This window comes from Microbulbifer maximicatervae (SeqCode), from assembly GCF_052467815.1.
The window spans coordinates 2,916,809-2,937,130 of record NZ_CP174326.1 but is presented as its reverse complement, the minus strand read 5'-3'; the positions used below and the strand labels follow the sequence as shown (position 1 = coordinate 2,937,130).

General features: G+C 51.1%; 21 protein-coding genes. 10 read left to right on the top strand and 11 right to left on the bottom strand.

Features of this window, described 5'->3' with window-relative positions; translation table 11 throughout:
* Positions 1 to 58 precede the first annotated feature (58 nt).
* The 3 genes from ACJJIW_RS12755 to ACJJIW_RS12745 all read right to left on the bottom strand — a co-directional run bounded on the left by ACJJIW_RS12755 (position 59) and on the right by ACJJIW_RS12745 (position 1,500).
* Positions 59 to 547 carry a GNAT family N-acetyltransferase gene (locus ACJJIW_RS12755; RefSeq protein WP_444935369.1) on the bottom strand — a complete coding sequence of 163 codons (489 nt, stop codon included), beginning with the start codon at positions 545 to 547 and terminating at the stop codon, positions 59 to 61.
* Positions 548 to 678: 131 nt separating this feature from the next.
* On the bottom strand, positions 679 to 1,023 hold the full coding sequence (locus ACJJIW_RS12750) for a hypothetical protein (protein ID WP_444935368.1): 345 nt from the start codon (positions 1,021 to 1,023) through the stop codon (positions 679 to 681).
* Between the two features lie 105 nt (positions 1,024 to 1,128).
* Entirely contained in the window at positions 1,129 to 1,500 is a 372-nt protein-coding gene (locus ACJJIW_RS12745) for a hypothetical protein (RefSeq protein ID WP_444935367.1), read from the bottom strand.
* A gap of 813 nt (positions 1,501 to 2,313) precedes the next feature.
* Here ACJJIW_RS12745 and mutS point away from each other — a divergent pair.
* The 4 genes from mutS (at position 2,314) to ACJJIW_RS12725 (ending at position 6,390) form a co-directional block, all read left to right on the top strand.
* Positions 2,314 to 4,965 carry a DNA mismatch repair protein MutS gene (gene mutS / locus ACJJIW_RS12740; RefSeq protein WP_444935366.1) on the top strand — a complete coding sequence of 884 codons (2,652 nt, stop codon included), beginning with the start codon at positions 2,314 to 2,316 and terminating at the stop codon, positions 4,963 to 4,965.
* Between the two features lie 139 nt (positions 4,966 to 5,104).
* Entirely contained in the window at positions 5,105 to 5,428 is a 324-nt protein-coding gene (fdxA, locus tag ACJJIW_RS12735) for a ferredoxin FdxA (RefSeq protein ID WP_108732342.1), read from the top strand.
* A gap of 62 nt (positions 5,429 to 5,490) precedes the next feature.
* A complete protein-coding gene (locus ACJJIW_RS12730) occupies positions 5,491 to 6,186 on the top strand; it encodes a polysaccharide deacetylase family protein (RefSeq protein ID WP_282931842.1) in 696 nt (231 codons plus the stop codon).
* Between the two features lie 45 nt (positions 6,187 to 6,231).
* Positions 6,232 to 6,390, top strand: coding sequence for a DUF1328 domain-containing protein (locus tag ACJJIW_RS12725; RefSeq protein WP_282931841.1), 159 nt, complete (start codon positions 6,232 to 6,234; stop codon positions 6,388 to 6,390).
* A gap of 25 nt (positions 6,391 to 6,415) precedes the next feature.
* Here ACJJIW_RS12725 and ACJJIW_RS12720 read toward each other — a convergent pair whose 3' ends face one another.
* Positions 6,416 to 6,958, bottom strand: coding sequence for a carboxymuconolactone decarboxylase family protein (locus tag ACJJIW_RS12720; protein ID WP_413664916.1), 543 nt, complete (start codon positions 6,956 to 6,958; stop codon positions 6,416 to 6,418).
* An 82-nt stretch (positions 6,959 to 7,040) separates the two neighbouring features.
* On the opposite strand from ACJJIW_RS12720, the gene dinB reads away from it, so the two are divergent.
* The 4 genes from dinB to ACJJIW_RS12700 all read left to right on the top strand — a co-directional run bounded on the left by dinB (position 7,041) and on the right by ACJJIW_RS12700 (position 9,999).
* Positions 7,041 to 8,117 (top strand): DNA polymerase IV, encoded by a 1,077-nt coding sequence (dinB, locus tag ACJJIW_RS12715; protein ID WP_444912464.1) that lies wholly within the window; start codon positions 7,041 to 7,043, stop codon positions 8,115 to 8,117.
* Between the two features lie 273 nt (positions 8,118 to 8,390).
* Complete coding sequence (locus ACJJIW_RS12710; protein ID WP_444912463.1) at positions 8,391 to 8,918, top strand: RNA polymerase sigma factor; 528 nt, start codon at positions 8,391 to 8,393, stop codon at positions 8,916 to 8,918.
* 13 nt (positions 8,919 to 8,931) lie between these two features.
* Positions 8,932 to 9,396, top strand: a complete 465-nt coding sequence (locus tag ACJJIW_RS12705) for a hypothetical protein (protein WP_444898121.1) — start codon at positions 8,932 to 8,934, stop codon at positions 9,394 to 9,396.
* A 78-nt stretch (positions 9,397 to 9,474) separates the two neighbouring features.
* Positions 9,475 to 9,999: a hypothetical protein gene (locus tag ACJJIW_RS12700; protein WP_444935365.1), complete on the top strand. Its 525-nt coding sequence runs from the start codon at positions 9,475 to 9,477 to the stop codon at positions 9,997 to 9,999.
* Positions 10,000 to 10,086: 87 nt separating this feature from the next.
* Here ACJJIW_RS12700 and ACJJIW_RS12695 read toward each other — a convergent pair whose 3' ends face one another.
* Genes ACJJIW_RS12695 through ACJJIW_RS12670 form a run of 6 tightly spaced genes read right to left on the bottom strand, consistent with a single transcriptional unit; the run spans position 10,087 to position 15,141 of the window.
* Complete coding sequence (locus tag ACJJIW_RS12695) at positions 10,087 to 10,545, bottom strand: MaoC family dehydratase (protein ID WP_444935364.1); 459 nt, start codon at positions 10,543 to 10,545, stop codon at positions 10,087 to 10,089.
* Between the two features lie 49 nt (positions 10,546 to 10,594).
* Positions 10,595 to 11,371 carry an SDR family NAD(P)-dependent oxidoreductase gene (locus ACJJIW_RS12690; RefSeq protein ID WP_444935363.1) on the bottom strand — a complete coding sequence of 259 codons (777 nt, stop codon included), beginning with the start codon at positions 11,369 to 11,371 and terminating at the stop codon, positions 10,595 to 10,597.
* A 2-nt stretch (positions 11,372 to 11,373) separates the two neighbouring features.
* On the bottom strand, positions 11,374 to 12,150 hold the full coding sequence (locus ACJJIW_RS12685) for an SDR family oxidoreductase (protein WP_444935362.1): 777 nt from the start codon (positions 12,148 to 12,150) through the stop codon (positions 11,374 to 11,376).
* 24 nt (positions 12,151 to 12,174) lie between these two features.
* Positions 12,175 to 13,227: a phosphotransferase gene (locus ACJJIW_RS12680; protein WP_444935361.1), complete on the bottom strand. Its 1,053-nt coding sequence runs from the start codon at positions 13,225 to 13,227 to the stop codon at positions 12,175 to 12,177.
* Positions 13,220 to 14,452, bottom strand: a complete 1,233-nt coding sequence (locus tag ACJJIW_RS12675) for an acyl-CoA dehydrogenase family protein (protein WP_444935360.1) — start codon at positions 14,450 to 14,452, stop codon at positions 13,220 to 13,222. Before ACJJIW_RS12675 ends, ACJJIW_RS12680 begins: the two co-directional genes overlap by 8 nt.
* Positions 14,453 to 14,466: 14 nt before the next feature.
* Entirely contained in the window at positions 14,467 to 15,141 is a 675-nt protein-coding gene (locus ACJJIW_RS12670) for a histidine phosphatase family protein (protein ID WP_444935359.1), read from the bottom strand.
* A gap of 108 nt (positions 15,142 to 15,249) precedes the next feature.
* On the opposite strand from ACJJIW_RS12670, the gene ACJJIW_RS12665 reads away from it, so the two are divergent.
* Together ACJJIW_RS12665 and ACJJIW_RS12660 are read left to right on the top strand one after the other, a co-directional pair.
* Positions 15,250 to 16,143: a LysR family transcriptional regulator gene (locus ACJJIW_RS12665; RefSeq protein WP_444915918.1), complete on the top strand. Its 894-nt coding sequence runs from the start codon at positions 15,250 to 15,252 to the stop codon at positions 16,141 to 16,143.
* A gap of 225 nt (positions 16,144 to 16,368) precedes the next feature.
* Positions 16,369 to 18,405: an oxidoreductase gene (locus tag ACJJIW_RS12660; protein ID WP_444935358.1), complete on the top strand. Its 2,037-nt coding sequence runs from the start codon at positions 16,369 to 16,371 to the stop codon at positions 18,403 to 18,405.
* Between the two features lie 84 nt (positions 18,406 to 18,489).
* Here ACJJIW_RS12660 and ACJJIW_RS12655 read toward each other — a convergent pair whose 3' ends face one another.
* On the bottom strand, positions 18,490 to 19,755 hold the full coding sequence (locus tag ACJJIW_RS12655; protein WP_444935357.1) for an MFS transporter: 1,266 nt from the start codon (positions 19,753 to 19,755) through the stop codon (positions 18,490 to 18,492).
* Positions 19,756 to 20,322 lie beyond the last annotated feature (567 nt).

Here is a 20,322-nt window from a genome sequence, read left to right as displayed (position 1 = left end):
CACAAAAGGCGCGTAGTGCTGGCTGTCGCTCTGCCGCTGTTTGTTAAGTGGAATTACGCTAGGTAACCTTGGCCATGAGATGGACATCCGCGTACTCCCCGCCTCTGAAGGCGTAGGCCTTAGCAGTCCCCTCTACTTTAAAACCGAACTTCTCATACAGACCTATTGCATGCTCATTGTCGGTATAAACTTCTAACTCAATGCGGCGAATTGCCAGCCAGTTTATGGCTAGGTTTAACATAGCCTCAAGAAGACTAGAACCAACACCGATTTTCTGATGCTCCTCACATACCGCCATACCCATATTCGAGACATGTTTCCTTCGCGGGTTGGCAAACACCTCCATTCCTATTTGACCAACCACTTTTCCATCTACGACCGCAACTAAGCTGTAGAAATTTTCGGGTACATTTCCAAGAAATTTTTCCCACTTATCAAGTGATGGATAAGGCAACTGCAGTGTTCCCGCATAGCATGATGATTGAGCATAAATATCTCGAATTTCCGGAATATCTTCTTTCTTGCTATGCCTGATTTCAATGCTCATAGTTTATTTCTCGGGACACTTAACGCCTTTGTCAGTTGCGTTTTGGTTGTAGTGGAGTTTTGGGGTAGAGTGGCGAAGCCACCCCAAAACGGAGCGTAAACCAAAACGTCAACTGGACAAAATTGTTAAGTTTATTCATCTTTTGTACGTACCCATTCTGAACCCACTGATTCACGTACAGCACTCCAACCCGGCGGTAAATCAGCAATAGAATATAGCGTAGAATCAAGGTTTACGATTTCACCCATCCCTACGATCATAAGATCCTCTGATTTATTGGTTGTGCCGCAAGTGAACGCCCAGGAATCGTCGTCCTCGTAATGTACGACCATTAATATGGGGAGTGATGATTGCACAACCTGTTTTGTTGTAATCGCAGCTACATTTTCAGCTTGATCAAAAGGCCATTTCAAGTCACTTTCTCCGTTTGCAGCTAAAGAATAAACAAGCGCAGCAAGTAAAATTATTGTTCTCATATGTCGCGTAAACTTAACGCTTTGCGCACAGGCAGACAAACCAAAGGTTTGGTTGTCCAACCGCGCAGCGGTGATTGTGCCGCAACTTGTTAAGGCCTACAGTAGTCATTCGCACTCCGGAGGCACTATATCTGTGAGTTCTATAATTTCTACCGGTACGATTTCATATTCGTATATCCCGCCATACCCATATCTTCCCTTCTTAGACAGGGCCGCTTTCATCTCAACGTAGAGCGGAGGGTAATAAAGAAGGCCATTCGGCTCATATTTTTTCTTGAATTTATCAACAACACCTCTAGAAACCCAGAGCGATTGACCACCTTCACAGACCCTAAATGCTCTCACTTCAAAGCCGAATTCCAAAATTCCTTTGTAGTGATCTTTCCTAAATGATTGAGCTGCTGAAAAGAACAGCCAAATCAATATGGCAATAACACCAAGACTAACCAAGCTAATTATCGACTTAATGTTGTTCACTTGTGAGCCTTAACAGTTAATTCAAAAGCAGCGTCTATATATCACCCTTCTATATAATTCCATCGCCCTCAATCAAAGCCAGCTTAAAAACCCAACAAAATCAAAACTCTACATTGAGCGGCATGCAATTCAGCAGGTAGATATAAAGCAGCGTCTTTATAATTCCGCGCTCTCCCTGCTTTATATCATTTTTCACATCCTTTAAAAATCAACAAGTTATAGAATTTTCCCCAGAAATAGGAGCAGCGTCTTTTGAATTCTGATATACGAAGCAGGACTTAGTTATCAGTGCTGTATTTCATCAGCCTACTATGTACACATGTCCCAGCTGGAGGGGTGCGCTGCCGCGTAAAGAATTGGCTTGCTTAGTACTCGACCTTACTGAGTCAGGAATCTTTTTTGTTGAGATCAGCAGCAGACTCACTAGAGCAAAGAAAAGTGACGGTCCTTACCTCAAAGACGAAAACGTCCCGCGTCCCTACAAGGCTCTCATAAAATCACAGGGTCGCTGCTAGCCATTCCACTTGCAGTTGATAAGCCATCCATAGTGGTTTGCCCCCCACTCTGCTATTCTGCGCCCCCTATAAAGAAGCCCTTCGAACTTTGGCCTGGACCTTTCTGTTCAGATCTATCCCGATTGCATGCTTCAAGAACATCAGGTTTGGGCTTGACGTTCATTATTTGATCGAATGCTTCTGCTTATTAAGCCCCCGAGGAAACCTGCCCCCTACCCCAATCTGAGCCGGCCGCCACTCCTGCGGGGCTCTTGGGGTTTGCAAACACTTTTGTAACTTACTGATTTTCTTAGAAAAAATGCCAAAAACCGCAAACAAGACCAAGGCCGCGAAACCCGAACACACCCCCATGATGCAGCAATACATGCGCATCAAGGCCCAGCACCCCCAAGAGCTGGTGTTCTACCGCATGGGGGACTTTTACGAGCTGTTCTTTGATGATGCCAAGAAGGCGGCTGAGCTGTTGGATGTCACCCTTACTGCCCGTGGCAAGTCCGGGGGGGAACCTATCCCCATGGCCGGTATTCCCTACCATGCAGCTGAGGGCTACTTGGCGCGGCTGATTAAAGCTGGTGTGTCCGTTGCCATCTGTGAACAAATCGGTGATCCCGCCACTAGCAAGGGGCCGGTTGAGCGCCAGGTAGTACGTATTGTTACTCCGGGCACGGTCACCGACGAGGCACTTCTCAACGATCGCCGCGATAACCTCCTGGCTGCTATTTCACACTTGGGCGATGTATTTGGCCTGGCACTGCTGGACCTGGCAACCGGTCGTTTTGTGGTTCAGGAAACAGATACTCTGGAAGCTCTCGCCGAGCAGGTGCAGCGCCACAATCCCGCTGAACTGCTTGCGCCGGAAGACCTTAGCCTGCCGGTTGAAATCGAGCGCCGCGCGGGCGTGCGCCGCCGCGCACCTTGGGAGTTCGAGCTTGAGAGCGCTTTGCGTCTGCTCAACCAGCAATTCGGCACCATGAACTTGGAGGCCTTTGGTTGTAGCCATATGCACGGTGCTGTGATCGCTGCCGGCTGCCTGCTGCAATACGCACGGGACACCCAGCGTACCGAGCTGCCCCATATCCGCGGCCTGCTGACGGAAAGTGGTGATGAGACAGTCGCCTTGGATGGTGCCAGCCGCCGCAATCTGGAGATTGATCTGAACCTGAACGGTGGCGATGACAATACCTTATTGTCGGTCTTCGACAGCTGTAAAACCGCTATGGGTAGCCGCTTATTGCGCCGCTGGTTCAACAACCCCCTGCGCCAGCTGACCACCTTGCGCAACCGCCAGGATGCCATCGCAGCGTTAATTGCCGATTATGGCTTTGAGCCTCTGCGTGATGCCCTCAAACCTGTAGGCGATATGGAGCGAATCCTGGGCCGTTTGGCACTGCGCTCTGCACGCCCTCGCGATTTGGCTCGCCTGGGCCAGTCCCTGGCTCAATTCCCAGAAATTCAGCAACAGTTGGCAGAATCTGACGCAACTTTATTGAATGAATTGTGCAGCCAGATCGGCGAGTGGCCTGAAACCGTAGAGCTGCTGCAAGATGCCATTATTGAAAACCCTCCGGTAGTAATTCGCGACGGTGGCGTTATTGCTACCGGCTACGACGAAGAACTGGACGAGCTGCGCGCTATCAGTGAAAACGCCGGCGATTACCTGGTGCAACTGGAGCAGCGGGAAAAAGAGCGCACCGGTATTCCCACCCTTAAGGTGGGTTACAACCGGGTGCACGGCTACTTTATTGAAATCAGTCGCGGGCAAAGCGATAAGGCGCCAGCTGAATACATTCGCCGCCAGACCCTGAAAAATGCCGAGCGCTTCATTACTCCCGAACTGAAGGAGTTTGAAGACAAGGCGCTCTCCGCCAAGAGCCGCGCACTAGCTCGTGAAAAGGCGCTGTACGAAGAGCTGATCAATCAGTTGAATGAGTCCCTGGCAGAGCTCCAGGCCGCCGCAGCGGGTATCTCCGAACTGGACGTGCTGGCATGCTTGGCCGAGCGTGCTGACGATTTGCGACTGTGCCGCCCAGAACTGGGCACTGAGCCGGGCCTGCATATTACCGGCGGGCGCCATCCGGTGGTGGAGCAGGTATTGGACGAGCCCTTTGTGGCCAACGATATTGAGTTGCACGACGACCGCCGCATGCTGGTAATTACCGGCCCGAACATGGGCGGTAAATCTACCTATATGCGCCAGACGGCATTGATTGCCCTGTTGGCCCACTGCGGCAGTTACGTGCCCGCCGACAGTGCCCAGATCGGCTTGCTGGATCGTATCTTCACTCGCATCGGCAGTGCCGATGACCTGGCCGGTGGCCGCTCTACCTTTATGGTGGAAATGACCGAGACCGCCAATATCCTGCGCAATGCCACCGAGCACAGTTTGGTACTGATGGATGAGATTGGCCGTGGTACCAGCACTTACGACGGCCTGTCCCTGGCCTGGGCCTGTGCCCACTACCTGGCAGGGGAAGTGCGCGCCTTTACGCTGTTCGCCACCCATTACTTTGAACTGACTGACCTGCCCAACCAGTGCTCTGAAGCCGCTAACATCCACTTGGATGCCACCGAGCACGGCGAGGGAATTGTCTTCCTGCACCGCATCCAGGAAGGGCCCGCCTCTAAGAGTTACGGGTTGCAGGTGGCCAAACTGGCCGGTATCCCCAGTGATGTATTGACCGAGGCCCGCGCGCGCTTGGCAGCATTGGAAGCCGGCGCTCAGTCAGTAGATGTGCCAGCTCCTATCGCTGCGCCTGCGCCGGCCCCCAAGCAGGAGCCGGAAGAAGCCGCTGTGCCAATGGCCGCAGGCCCTGGTTCCCCTCAGCAGGTAGATCTGTTTGGCAGCCCGAGCCACCCGGCCGTGGATGCCCTTGAGGAGCTTGATCCAGACGATTTGACGCCACGCCAGGCACTGGAAGCGCTCTATTCTATACGCAAGTTACTGAAGTAAAAGACCGGGCGACCCTGGTCGCCCAATTCATCCTGTTATAAACAGTGAACTAAATCGACTGAAAAGCCACTACAATTCGCGCCAGTAATTGATAAAATCCGCTGCACGAAGAATTCAGTGGCACTATCGAGGGACAAACATGACATTCGTAATTGGGGAAAACTGCATTAAGTGTAAATACACCGACTGTGTAGAGGTTTGCCCGGTAGACTGTTTTTACGAAGGCCCCAACTTCCTGGTAATTCACCCAGACGAGTGTATCGACTGCGCCCTGTGTGAGCCGGAGTGCCCCGCCAACGCGATTTTCTCTGAGGATGAGGTTCCGGACGATCAGCAAGAGTTTATCGAGTTGAACGCAGAACTCGCCGAGGTATGGCCCAATATTACTGAGAAGAAAGACCCATTACCGGATGCCGAGGAATGGGACGGCAAGAAGGGCAAGCTGGACCAGCTAGAGCGCTAAACAAGTTCAAAGAAAAAAGCCGTCATTGACGGCTTTTTTTCTATCTGTGGAAACCCCAAAAAATGAAAATAATAATTAATGCTATTTGCATTTGGCTTTTTGTATTTTCAATCTGTGCCCAGGCAATTACCGGCAAGGATAAATGGGTAGCGCTTATTTTTGATGAGGGGCCCTCCCCCGACAAAACCGAACCGCTGTTAAAGCGGCTCGAGTCTTTGGAAGTGACCGCCACTTTTTTCCCTACAGGGCAGGAAATGGAAAGGTACCCGGAACAGACCCAGGCAATCATTCAGGCTGGGCATCAGTTAGGCAACCATGGTTACTCACACACAAACCTTTCCCAGATGCCTTTGAGCAGTGCCAAGGAAGAGATTAAAAAAACCTGTCGGCTACTACAAAGTAATGGCTATACCAGCAAGCCCATGTTTCTCCCTCCTCACGGAAAGATGTCTGACGAGCTGGGCACGCTTTTAAGTGATCACCAGTTCAAGATTGCTCACTGGGATATCGATCCTACTGAGCAACTGCAAGCAGGCGGAGCTCAAGTCGCAGCTGACTATATATCCCAAAAGGCAAAAGACGGAAGTGTGGTTCTGCTTCACCCCATGTATGGTCAGCACCATCAGGTAATGGAGGCCCTGCCCCTCATTACTGCGCAACTCAGGCAAAAGGGCTTCCAGTTTGCCACACTGGAGCAACTAACCCTGATGAAAGCAGGCGACCATTTGGAACCTGTGGAGCGGGACTCTATCAATTAGCGGAACGGGAGCCCAAGGCTCCCCCCACTCTATTGGGAGCCTCTTATGTTGCGCTGGGCTGTCACCTTCCTGGTTATTGCGCTGATCGCCGCCTTCTTTGGCTTTAGTGGCATCGCTTCGACCGCAACTGAAATAGCCAAGATTCTCTTCTTTATTTTCCTTGTGATGTTTGTGCTGGCACTGATTTTCGGCAGACCCAAGTAGAACAGCCGCCCAAGGGCGCCTGTTATTACTTCTTGTGAGGCACTCGGGTCGGCGCCAGGCTGAGCACTTCAGCAATGTGATTGGCCCCCAGTACCATCTCCATTACGCCCAACGCCTCAAGAATCTCATCATCACCGGCACCGAGCTTTCGCGCAGCGGCGATCAGGTGCTCGCGATGGTCATCAGGGGCGCTGTTGGCATTGCGCGCCAAATCAAACAGGGCGTGCTCTTTTTCAGAAAAGTGCACATGCTTGGGGTCAGTGCGAATCCGCATCACTTCATCGGTTTCCACCCCAAGCATTTGCAGGGACATACTGTGATGGTAAATGCCATAGTCGCAGTGGTTATCGGCTGAGACTGCCAGGCCAATAGCTTCTTTCAGCTGCGCCGACAAACAGCCGTGAATCATCACCGTCTTAAACTTGTACCAGTTTGCCTCAAGTAATCCCGGGTGTTGGGCGTAGACACGGAACAGACTGGGGATTCCCCCCAGCTCGTCATCAATCTCAGCAAAAACCCTGGCTACATCATCGGAAGCTGGGTGCTCGACCAACGGAATACTGCTCATTATTCACCTACCTGTCATCGCCGGGTGTCCAAGTGGCATAAATTACTTTCTGGCACGACATAACACTGTATATAATCACAGCATGAGAAAGATTATCCACTGTGATTGTGACTGCTTCTACGCTTCGGTCGAAATGCGTGACGATCCCAATCTCCGTGGACGCCCCTTGGCCGTTGGAGGCAGTAGCGACCGTCGCGGAGTGATCTCTACCTGCAACTATGAAGCCCGCAGCTATGGGGTTCGCTCCGCAATGCCTACCGCCCAGGCCAAGAAACTGTGCCCTGACTTGATTGTAGTACCCGGCAACATGGCTAAGTACCGGGAGGTCAGCGGGCAGATACGGGAGATATTTCTCGACTACTGCGATGATATTGAGCCCCTATCCCTGGACGAAGCCTTCCTGGATGTCACCGACAGTGGCCGCTGCCACGGCAGCGCTACCCTAATCGCTGAGGAGATCCGGCAACGAGTGCGCGACACCCTGGGTATCACTATTTCTGCCGGGGTGGCCCCGAATAAATTCCTCGCCAAAATTGCCAGTGATTGGCAGAAGCCTGACGGATTGACAGTCATTACGCCGAGCGAGGTCGATCAATTTGTTTTGCGCCTGCCTATCAACAAAATACACGGCGTGGGAAGGGTGACCGCAGAGAAAATGCATCGACAAGGCATTCGCACTTGCGCGGATTTACGCAATTTTTCACAAGTTGAACTGAGTAAGAAGTTTGGCAAATTTGGCCGCCGCCTTTACGACCTTTGCCGTGGTGTTGACGATCGCCCGGTAAGCGGCGATGGCTCCCGCAAGAGTGTTAGTGTCGAGCGCACCTTTCGCGAAGACTTATCCAGTTTTGACGAATGGCTGGAACAGCTGACAGAGCTGTATATGCGTCTGCTGGAGCGGCTGGAAAAACTCGGCGATCGTTACGAAGTAAATGGTGCCACCGTAAAAGTAAAGTACGCGGATTTTACTACCAGCACCCACGAGCGCAGCAGCCGTGCCGGGCGTATTTCTGAATTCCGCCAGCTACTGCAGGAGTGTCGAGAAAAACGCCCTTCTCCCATCCGCCTTCTTGGGGTAGGCCTGCGACTCACAGACCTCCGGGCGGGGCAAGGCCCTGTTCAATTGCCACTACCTCTGCCGGAGCAAGCCTCTTTTTGACGTTTGATGGCTTAATTAGGCGCATCATCACTTATTGATAAATCTGGCGTTGGCCCTTACCCGAGCAACCACCTCTCAAACCAGGGGCAACTATACTTCGCAAGCCCGAAGATTCGTATCTGTCGTACCGTGACATCGGCTGAAATTATAAGTACTGGCCAGAGAATAATTGCGACGCAGAACCATACTACAATCTTCTTTATTGACGCCGCATAAACCAATACTCGGCCAGTGGTTCGAGGCGGGATAATTTGCGTACGGAGGCTCAAGACATTGTCTCTCAAAGAGTTACGCCAGCTATCTGACGAGGCGCTATTCCAATACTACAAGGAGTCGCGCAAACCTGCTGTGTTCCGTCAACTCTACGGCCGTCATAAAGATTCTCTGTATCGCTACTGTATGCAAATGGCGCCGTCTTCATCCACTTTACTCTTGCAAAAACTCTGGCGTGGTCTTTTGGAAAATCCGCCAGAATTGCACGGGCGCCTGCTTAAAAGTTGGCTTTACATCCAAGTCAATAAATTGCTCAAGCTTGAGGAATTTTCCAGTTCGAAGAAATCCGCGCAAGAGTCTCCACAGCAGAATAGAATTCTCGCAGCGATTCAAAATTTACCTTCTCAATTGCGCAATGTTTTATTACTGCATATGGAATGCAAGCTGCCACTGGCAACCGTGGCTGATATCGAGCAGCTATCTCTCAATAAATGCCGCACCCTATATCATCGCGCCCGAACCGCACTGGACGAAGCGATATACGGTTCGGAGAGAAGACCTTGGCAAGTAGAAGTTATCGAAGAGTAATCGAGTTAATGCTATGAGCAATTGGGAAAATCAATATTTTAAAGAAGCCGAGACGTTGACTTCCCCGCAGCAGCTGGATGACGATCTATATAAAACAGCCCAAACCTATAAGCCGAAAGTAAACGTCAATCATCTACTCTCTCGTGCAACAGTAAGTTGTAGCTTGGTAACCGCCTTGCTATTGCTTCTTCATCCAGCCCAACACCTAGGTGCCTTCACTCACAAGGCAAATTCCACCGAGCAGCATTTGTACGAGCCGGCGCTAAGGGATTGGAAAGAAACTGTGATGGCAGTTACCCCAGCGCCAGATCCCTGGCTCGCACTACGCAATCAGGTAAATAGTGGCGAGTATGTTGCCTTGTGCCACTATTGGCGGGCAGAACAGCAGGATGCAAGTGAAGAATCCCTACCCGATGAATTACGTAAAAGTGCTAAGCGTCACTGCCGGATTTTATCGAGCACGGCTTCAAGGAGCTAGAAACAACTGATATCAAGTTCAGGCGGCCAATTCGAATTCTCACTCCCTATACAGTCTCAACTTAGCCACTACACTGTGGTGGGCATCTACGGTGCCGGTGGTCCTTCTGCCGGGGAAAATCCAGTACTAAAGTCAGTAATCAACCAACTTCATGGGCGGATATTCTCCCACACACGAAAGCTAACTATTTACCGTTACCTTAAAAATGGGGTTTCACGCAAAAAAGCAGCGATATTGTTTGGCTACAGCAGAGGGGGAAATGCTGCAATAAAAATCGCCAATGCACTTGGTCGCCAAGGTATATCTATACAATGTCTGGTGATATTTGATGCCCACAGCATCAATGACAAAAGAAAATTCAAACTCAAATATGACAATATCAAAAGGGCTTACAACTTCTATCAAAGAAACCCCAGAACCGCCGGAAAATATGGCTGGTGGGGTATAAACCCCTACTGGGGATGCACCCTATTATCACCATTTATCGAAGTCCAACAGTTTGACTTTACTGGCGAGTACTACAAAAAAGGTATTCCCGCCTCTCACTTGAATATTGTTCGCATGGGTCTCAACACCCTTAAACAAGAAGAAACATTTTTGTAAACTCGCCTTAAACAACTCTCAAACAGATCGAAACCACTACTTTCATTGCGACTTAGAAAATGGTGGTCCAGCCTGATACTGACCCCACTAGGTAATCTGTAGAAAAATCCACTCTGCAACTAAAGCTGGCTTCGCCTCACCCTCTATTTCCATAGTTACCATCAGCTTAATTTGATACTGGGACTCTTTTTTCTCCGTAATATCCAGTATTTTCCCGGAGACGCGCACCCGGCTACCGGTCCTTACCGGGTTGATAAAGCGGACTTTATCCAAACCATAATTCACCCCCATATAAGCACCTGTAACCGTTATCTGTAGAGCCCCTACAAAATAAGGCAGCAGTGACAATGAGAGAAAACCATGGGCAACCGTTCCCCCAAAAGGCGTTTTGGCGGCGGCCTCTGGGTCTACATGAATAAACTGTCGATCCAAGGTGCACTCAGCAAAGCTATCAACTCTCTGCTGGTCAACTTCAAACCAGTCTGTGGGCTCTGTTTCAAAACCAATGTAATAGCCGAGGCTATCAGGTGAAATTTCTACAGGCATCGAAGGCTCCTTTTCGATTCTCTATTCGCTTTCGCAGCGACTCCCAACCTCAATAGGCCGAGAGACCGCCATCTACTGCCAGTGCCTGCCCGGTAATGTAAGTCATTTTTGGGGAAACCAGCATCAACATGGCCGCAACGACTTCTTCCGGCTTGCCCAGGCGTTTCATCGGGCAACCCTCAGCGAGAAACGCCTGTACTTGTTCAGGGCTGGCATCTTCAGTTGCAATATCGGTAACCATTGGGGTCAGACAATAGAAGGGGCAAATTGCGTTTACACGGATACCGTACTTGGCGTTTTCCATCGCTGCCGTTTTGGTCAGGCCGATCACACCATGTTTTGCCGCTGCGTAAGTGGCTATCTTGGGGGCACCACCCAGACCCGCCATAGAGGAAACATTGAGCACAACCCCTCCAGTGTCTTTCAACAGGGGCAACTGGTGTTTAAGCCCCAGGAAAACACCCTTTAGGTTAACGTTGTACTGAAGGTCCATCATGGCCTCATCTGTCTGCTTGAGAGACATCATCGGAGGCGCGATTCCGGCATTGTTAACAGCGATATCCAGCTGTCCAAATTCTGATTGGGCCAGTTGCGCCAGAGCAGCGCAATCAGACTCTTGGGAAACATCACAGCGCTGGGCGCGCACAGGGATATTTTGGCTTCCCAGCTTGTCCGCCAACTGCATCAAGGCCTCTTCATTGATATCTCCCAATACCAAACGAGCACCCCGAGAACCAAGTTCCTCGGCCAATAATTTTCCAAATCCACTGGCAGCACCGGTAATCAATGCGACTTTATCGCTAAAATCGAGAATTGGATCATGCATGGTTAAATCCCCCCACAAGAGGTCAAACCACCATCCACAACGACACATTCGCCAGTCGTATAACTGGAAGCGTCGGAGACCAAGTACAAAACTGTACCCGCCATCTCTTCCGGCTCCGCATGGCGGTGCATGGGAATATGGCCAACTGCAGTTTTATAAATATCCTCGTGGGAAAACAATGCCCCGGCGAATTTGGTTTTTGTAAGCCCTGGTAGTAAAGCATTCACCCGGATATTAAATTGTGCACACTCCTTGGCAAACGCTTTGGTCATATTGACCACCGCCGCCTTGGTAATTGAGTAAATACCCTGCCCAACACCCGGCTGCAATGCATTCACTGAGGCGGTATTTACCATAACGCCACCACCCTGCTCTCGCATCAATTTGCCGGCTTCTACCGACATAAAGAAATAACCGCGTATATTGACCTCTACCGTCTTTTCGAAGGCCGCTAGATCAGTATCCAGAATATGACCAAAATAAGGGTTGGTTGCCGCATTGTTGACCAAAATATCCAAGCGACCAAATCGCTCGCGAATATCGCCAATAACCTGCTGGATATTATCCATGTTGCCAATATGGCAGGGGATCGCATCGGCACAGCCACCGGCATCCACAATTGCATCGGCTACAGCCTGACACCCCTCAATTTTTCTGCTGGAAACCAAAACATGGGCACCCTGCTCAGCCAAAAGTTTTGCGATGGCCTCACCAATACCTCGACTGGCACCCGTCACCAGGGCAATTTTTCCCGTGAGATCAAAAATATTCTTTGCCATTTCTTATCCTTATAATTTCACAAGTTAACCGTTAGCAGCGATATCCAATGCAGCTTGTGCGAGGGGTTCTACCAGAGCTCCCAGTTTCGCCGCATTTTTATTGGAGGCATTGCCGTCTTTTGCACGCTTTACCACCCCCTGAACAATCGCTGCCAGGCGGAAGAAGCTAAATGCCAAATAAAACGGCCAATTATCAATCCCATCAATACCCATTCGCTGGCAGTATTTGGCCACATACTCTTTTTCGGAGGGGATGCCCAAGGCCTTTATATCCAAGCCTAATAGGCCGGACATTTTGTCTTTGCCAGCGGGCATTCGCATTTGCATACACTGGTAAGCGAGGTCCGCATAGGGATGTCCCAGTGTGGAAAGTTCCCAATCCAAAAGCGCTATGACCTTGGGCTCCTGAGGATGGAAAATCATATTATCGAGCCGGTAATCACCGTGCACCAATGCGATACGCCCATCATCATCCGGTAAAACGTCACCCAACCAGGCCATCAACTCATCCATTGCGGCAATGGGCTCCAGCTCAGAGGCTCGATATTGAGTGCTCCAGCGGTCCAGCTGCCGCTGGAAGTAATTACCTGGTCGGCCGTAATCCGAAAGACCGACGGCATTAATATCCAAGCTGTGCATGGCCGCCAGTACACGATTCATTTCATCGTACATAGCACTACGCTGCTCGGCGTCAACTTCCGGCAGTGCCGCATTCCAGAATATCCGGCCCTCACAATATTCCATTAAATAAAACATAGAACCGATCAGGTCCCGGTCCTCACAGAGGTGCAATACCCTGGGCACCGGCACATTAGTATCGGCGAGTGCCGACATTACCCGGTACTCCCGATCTACGGCATGGGCAGATTTCAATAACTTGCCTGGAGGCTGGCGTCGCAAAACATAAGATCGCGCCGGGGTTTGCAACTTGAACGTGGGGTTAGACTGGCCACCGGGAAATTTGGTGACCGTTACAGGCCCATTGAAACCGTCGACTTTGCCGGACAAATATTCTTGCAGTCGCTCAACAGGCAGCTCTTCCACAGAGCTGCGCAAATTGTTTACCGTCTCAGTCACTGAGTCCTCCATGATTTTCCGCGGCGGCATAGTGAGCAGCCAGGTTTCTGCCCAACTGCATCATATGGACTTGATCGGGACCATCCGCCAGACGGATGGTCCGAGCATAGGCATAGTGATGGGCGAGACTGTAATCCTGCCCCAATCCCGCGGCGCCGTGAATCTGTATGGCGCGATCTATTACCTTACAAGCCATCTGTGGCGCGACAATTTTTATCATCGCGATTAAATCTTTGGCCGCCTTATTGCCCAACCGATCCATTTGCGCAGCGGCCTTCAGAGTCAGCAGGCGTGCCTGCTCAATTTCGCAGGCAGATTTGGCAATATCTTCCCGCACCGATCCCTGCTTGCTCATCGGGCGGCCAAAAACAATGCGCTGCTCCGCGCGTGCCGACATCATCTCCAGCGCTCTTTGAGCCTGGCCAATCAACCGCATACAGTGGTGTATCCTGCCCGGCCCCAAGCGTCCCTGGGCAATTTCAAAACCACGCCCCTCTCCAAGAATTAAATGGCTGGCAGGCACCCGGACATTTTCGAAAATCACTTCCGCATGCCCTTCCGGTGCATCGTCATAACCGAATACCGTCATCGGGCGAACTATTTTGACTCCAGGCGTATCAGTGGGTACCAGGATTTGCGATTGCTGCTGGTGACGATTGGGATTTTCCGGGTCAGTCTTACCCATCACGATCATCACTTTACAGCGTTTATTCATCAGGCCACTGATATAAAACTTGTGGCCGTTAATAACGTAGCTATCGCCATCGCGGGTAATCGACGTTTCGATATTAGTGGCATCGGAAGAGGCAACCCGGGGTTCGGTCATAGCAAAGGCAGAACGAATTTTTCCATCCAGAAGCGGGGATAGCCATTGTTCCCGCTGGGCCTCAGAACCGTACTGAGCCAAAACTTCCATATTGCCGGTATCCGGGGCATTACAGTTAAATACCTCCGATGCAAAAAGCACTTTCCCCATTTCCTCAGCCAGGGGGGCATACTCCAGGTTATTGAGCCCGGCACCGTAACGGGAATCCGGTAAAAACAGATTCCAGAGTTCCGCTTCCCGGGCTTTAATCTTTAATTCTGCCAAAATCGCCGGCTCTCCCCAGCGATCCTCCTGCAACTGCTGCATAAATATCGCTTCGGCGGGATAGATATACTCCTGCATAAAATTTTGCAGGCGTTCCAGCAGTCCTTTTACCTTGTCTGAGTATTCAAATTCCATCGCTACCTGCCCAATCAACTGTAAGTGATATGTTCGTGACGCCCATCCCGATCCAGGTGCGGCACATGATTGAAACTGTGCAGACTGATATTTTCTGCACTAAAAAATAAACGGCTAACGGCTGTGTTTTGGATTTGCATATTGAGATTGGCGACGGTAGAAATTGAGCCGCCCAATATTTGCGTCAACATCATGGCAATGGCACCGCCCGAACTAACAACCAGGGTTCGGCTGCCTTTGGGGCTATCGCAAATGTTTTTAAGCGCATCTGCAATTCTGGCTTCAAAATGCGACCAGGTTTCCGGTGGACTGATGTCACCGGCGGCCCAAGCCAGCATCCCCTGCTTCAGGAATCGATAAAAATCGGCGCGACTGGCACCTACTCCCGGTGCCCGATCCGGGTATAGCTCGCTGTAGTGCTTGGCAACCGCTAGAAAATCAAATTCATTAAGCTGGGGGAGTACACTGCGAGTATTTTCACTGGGGAGTTCCAACCCCTCGCAAATACCGTCCAAAGTTTGCCGATGCCGAGTTAGGTTGCCGCACAGCAGCCGGTCGAAACGAATACCCTTATCCCGCCAGTATTCACCCAACCAGCGCGACTGTTGCCAGCCGGTATCGGAGAGATTGTCATAGTCATCAGCCCCAAATGAAGCCTGTCCGTGACGTACCAGAATAAATTCAGCCACCTATTTCCCTCCCCTTTTGATCTCCTCAACCCTATCTCCAGCATTTGAATCATCAAAGTTTATTATGCGAATATTGAATCATTCATGAGAGTGATGATGGTGGCAGCAATGCAATTACAGCGAATCGACATGAACCTCTTTCCCGTGCTGGAGGCGATATACACAACCCGAAACCTGACTCGTGCCGCTGAGCAACTGCATATCACCCAGCCGGCTGTCAGTAATGCCCTGGCGCGACTTCGCCGTACGTTAGACGACCCACTATTCACTCGTAGTCCCACCGGTATGGCACCGACGCCACTGACTGAAAGTATTATGCCGAAGGTCCAGGAAGCTCTTTCTCTACTGGGGGCGAGCCTTAGTGAGCAGCGTCATTTTGTGCCACAGGAAGCCAGAAAAACCTTGCGGCTCTCCATGAACGATATGGCGGAGACTTTCCTTTTACCCAGGTTGCTGGAAGTGCTGGAGCAGGAGGCCCCAGGTATTACTGTCGAGTCTTTCCAGGTCCCAAGGGAGCAGCTGGTCAAGGAATTGGCCGCCAACACCCTGGACTTTGCCCTGGATGTTCCCGTACCCACTTCCCCACACATAAAACAACAGCGACTGATGAACGATCGCTACCTGTGTATGTTGCGCCAGGATCACCCCTTGGCGGATTCCGCCAGCCTTACCCTGGAACAGTACCTCAAGCTGGAACATATCCATGTCTCCAGCCGTCGCAGTGGTCCTGGCCTGGAAGATATTGCCCTGAACAAGTTAGGGCGCCGTCGCAATGTGAAATTGAGGGTCCAGCACTACCGGGTCGCACCGTTAGTGGTATTGAGAACCGACCTGGCACTGACAGTCCCCGCCAGCCTGGCGCGACAGTACTCAGCCCGATTGTTTGAGCTTCCGTTTCAAATACCGCAAATGGACTGGCACCTGCTGTGGCATAAAAATCAACACGACGACCCAGCCAATCAATGGCTGCGAAACAAGTTGGTAAGCTTGGTAGAGGAGTAAACGAGCCTCTGTATACGGCGAGACAGGGAACCCTTAAAAAACACTTTATTTATAGATGAGAATGGGACGCATCAAGGTTAGATAAGGCCCGTAATTGATCACTGAATTCGACCGGTTAAGTCACTGTTTCACAGTGGGCCGTCTTGTTATCCTGCTGGGCAACGATATGCACTTTTTTGCATATACATAAATGAACCCTAAAGGTTACAAGAAGAGAAATTTGCCATGTCCCAAGCCTACCCTAATATGCTTGCCCCCCTGGACCTGGGCTTCACCACCCTGAAAAACCGGGTGCTGATGGGCTCCATGCACACCAACCTGGAAGAACACCCCAATGGCTTCACCCGTTTGGCGGCCTTTTTTGCCGAACGTGCCCGCGGTGGCGTTGGCCTGATTGTAACCGGTGGTATTGCCCCGAACGAAGAGAGTGGCGTATTCCAGGGCGCTTCGAAGATGACCACTTCGGAAGAAGCCCAGCAGCACCGCGAAGTCACCGATGCTGTTCACGCTGAGGGCGGCAAGATCTGTATGCAGATCCTGCACACCGGCCGCTACGCCTACAACGAAAACCTGATTGCACCCTCCCCCATCCAGGCGCCGATTAACCCCTTCACCCCGCGCGAATTGACCAGCGAGGAAATCGAAGGCCAGATCGATGACTATGTACGCTGCGCCACCCTGGCTCGCGAAGCCGGCTACGATGGTGTAGAGATCATGGGCTCCGAGGGTTACTTTATTAACCAGTTCATCGTGAAACGCACCAACAAGCGTACCGATGAATGGGGCGGCTCCTTCGAAAACCGTATCCGCCTGCCGATCGAAGTTGTGCGCCGCGTACGGGAAGCCGTCGGTGAGAACTTTATTATTATTTACCGCCTATCCATGTTGGACCTGGTGGAAGATGGCAGTGACTTCGATGAAGTAGTGGCTCTGGGCCAAGCTATCGAAAAAGCTGGCGCCACAATTATCAATACCGGCATCGGCTGGCATGAAGCGCGCGTTCCCACTATTGCCACCAGTGTTCCCCGCGCGGCATTTACCGATATCACCGCCAAGGTGAAAAAGCACCTGTCTATCCCGGTAGTCGCCAGCAACCGTATCAATGTGCCGGAAGTCGCCGAAGAAGTTCTGTCCTCCGGCCAGGCTGACATGATTTCCATGGCACGCCCCTTCCTGGCAGACTCTGAGTTCGTCAACAAAGCCGCCGAAGGCCGCGCCGACGAGATCAACACTTGCATTGGCTGTAACCAAGCGTGTCTGGACCACACTTTCCAGCTGAAACTGACCTCCTGCCTAGTAAACCCCCGCGCTTGTCACGAAACCGAATTGAACTACCTGCCTACCGACAACGTGAAAAAGGTAGCTGTAATCGGCGCCGGCCCTGCGGGCATGGCCGCATCTACCGTTGCCGCAGAGCGAGGACACGAAGTAACCCTGTTCGAAGGCAGCGATAAGATTGGTGGCCAGTTCAATATCGCCAAGCAGATCCCCGGCAAGGCAGAATTCCAGGAAACCCTGCGCTACTTTAAGCGCCGCCTGGAAGTCACCGGTGTTGAAGTAAAACTTAATACCATCGCCACAGCGGAAGATCTGCAATCTTTTGATGAAGTGATTATTGCTACCGGTATCGAGCCGCGCACTCCACCGATCCCCGGCATTGAGAGCGATAAAGTCCTGGGTTACCTGGATGTACTGAAGCACAAGAAGCCGGTTGGCGAGAAGGTTGCCATTATCGGTGCCGGCGGTATCGGCTTTGATGTTGCGGAGTACCTGACCCACGATGGCCCCCACTCCACTGAAGATGAAGTGGTCGCCAGCGATAAGGAAGAGTTCTTCAACGAATGGGGTGTCGATATTGCCCTGGAGAATCGCTCCGGCCTGAAGCCTCGCGAAGCAGTGAGCTCTCCGCGCCAGGTATACCTATTGCAACGCAAAACCACCAAAGTGGGCGCGGGCCTGGGTAAAACCACCGGCTGGATTCATCGCGGCAGCCTACAGCATCGTAAGGTAGAGATGATTGCCGGTGCCCTTTACGACAAAATTGACGATAAAGGCCTGCATATCCGCGTTGGTGAAGAGGAGAAGGTACTGGAAGTCGACAATATTATTGTCTGCGCCGGTCAGGAGCCTGCACGCAAGCTATACGAAGCTCTGCAAGAGCGCGGCGTAACCACCCACCTGATTGGTGGCGCTGATGAAGCCGCAGAACTCGATGCCAAGCGCGCTATCGACCAGGGCTCACGTCTCGCTGCCAAGATCTAATCTCCCGGCGATCACAAAATAAAATACCCCCGTCGACCAGAGTTGGCGGGGGTATTTTTTTGCCCTTAAATTCTGTATCCCGTGCTAGGACACATTGGCGACTCGATCCGCGACTACCGTTCCCTCAGGCTCAGGCCACTCAGGGCGAGACAGATACTCAGTAAGGCGATAGAGCACGAACACAACTCCACATAACGCCACTAACAAGCCGTATAAGGCCGGGCCACTCCACCATTGAATAATCACTCCACCAATTAATGGCGCCATCGACCAGCCAATGGCATAAAAGGAAGAGGCACCAAAATAGGTACCGCGTAAATGGGATGGTGCCAGCCGGTCAATTTGAATGCTCATGGTTGGAAACAAAATTGCCTCAGCCAGACTCAAAATAAAAGTCGCTCCGAGCCAACCCCAAAACCAATCTACCGGATTTAGGGCATACCAAATCTGGGAGATCGACAAAATACCCAACCCAATCACAATACGGGTGTTAATGGCCAGCGGCCCCATTAACTTCATAATGGGAAACTGCAGTAATACTATCGTCGACGCATTAACAAAGATCATGCTGGATATCAGCTTTACCAATCCAGGCACTTCAGCGCGGGTGAGGTATTGCACCAAGCTTGAATCCATATGCGCGTAGATAAACAGCGTTAAAATATTCGCAATAATCACCACCAGAAATACCTGATCACGGCGCAATACCGAGAGCGTATTTCCCAGAGATACGCCCGCATCCCTTTGCTTACTCGCTAAACGTCCGCTCTCGGTTCTGGCAAAACCCCAAACAAAGGCCAGGGCTAAGAGTAGGTAGCTGAGAGAAGTGAGTCCAAAAGTGGATTGCTGCGCACTCAAACCGGCCCAGACACCCACAATGGGCCCCAGCGCGGCCCCCACATTAATCAGGAAGTAGCGGAATTGCAGCGCCAATTCACGGCTGGCTTGATCGTCAATTAAATCGCCTATCAGCGCACTCGCCGGCGGTTCCCACACCGCGCGACCAATAGCACACAGGGTCATCGCACAGATAAATCCTACCAAGGTTTGCGTCACAGCCAACAAGGCAAAGGAAAAAATACTCACAATACAGCCAAGCAATAGCATATTGCGACGCCCATAGCGATCCGATAGCGCACCGGTAAAGAAGCCCAACACAGCAGCACCAACGGCAGATGCACTCAGGATCAAACCAATTTCAGCCGCGCCTAGGTGAAACTTTTCAAATAGAAGGATGGCCAGGAAAGGCCAGACCATAAAATAAGTTCCACGGCTAAAAAAACTGCCAATTAAAATAATCCAAACTAACGGAGGGAAGCTCCTCAAGCTTCTCCACCACTTCCCATTCATGGTTACTACTCCAATAGACTCACTGCCAACAATTCGATAGAGGCACCTGTCCTGTATGGTTTAAGTTGACTGGTTCCAGATAAAAGAATGGCGCTAAGGCCACTCGGCGAGTGCCCGCAAGACATTGGTACAAATACAAACCCGGAAGGTTCTTTCACTATTCGGCCAAGGTGCCCATCTTTCGGGGGGAGGGCAAGCAGCCTATCTCAGACAATTAAGAGGCAGACAAAGAAGAGTTTCAGTAAGCAAGATGAATTTGAGACAAACAACCTATATTTACCGACAAAAAAACCCGAGATGATAAGATCCCGGGTTTCCTTCTTGGCAGAAAATGCTCCTGCCCAACGGCTAAACCTTGGTATTAACCCACACTGTTAATTACAGGTTAATAGAGAATAATCTGAGTGAGTTGCACAACAATCATTCTGAATACGGTTACCCAATACTATCCGACGAGATTTGTTTTGAAAACCCAAATTGACAGATAAAACAAAAAATATTTGCCACACCATCACCCCAGTACAAACCACTAAAAGCAGAATCTTCCCCTCCGTCTATACTCGTTCA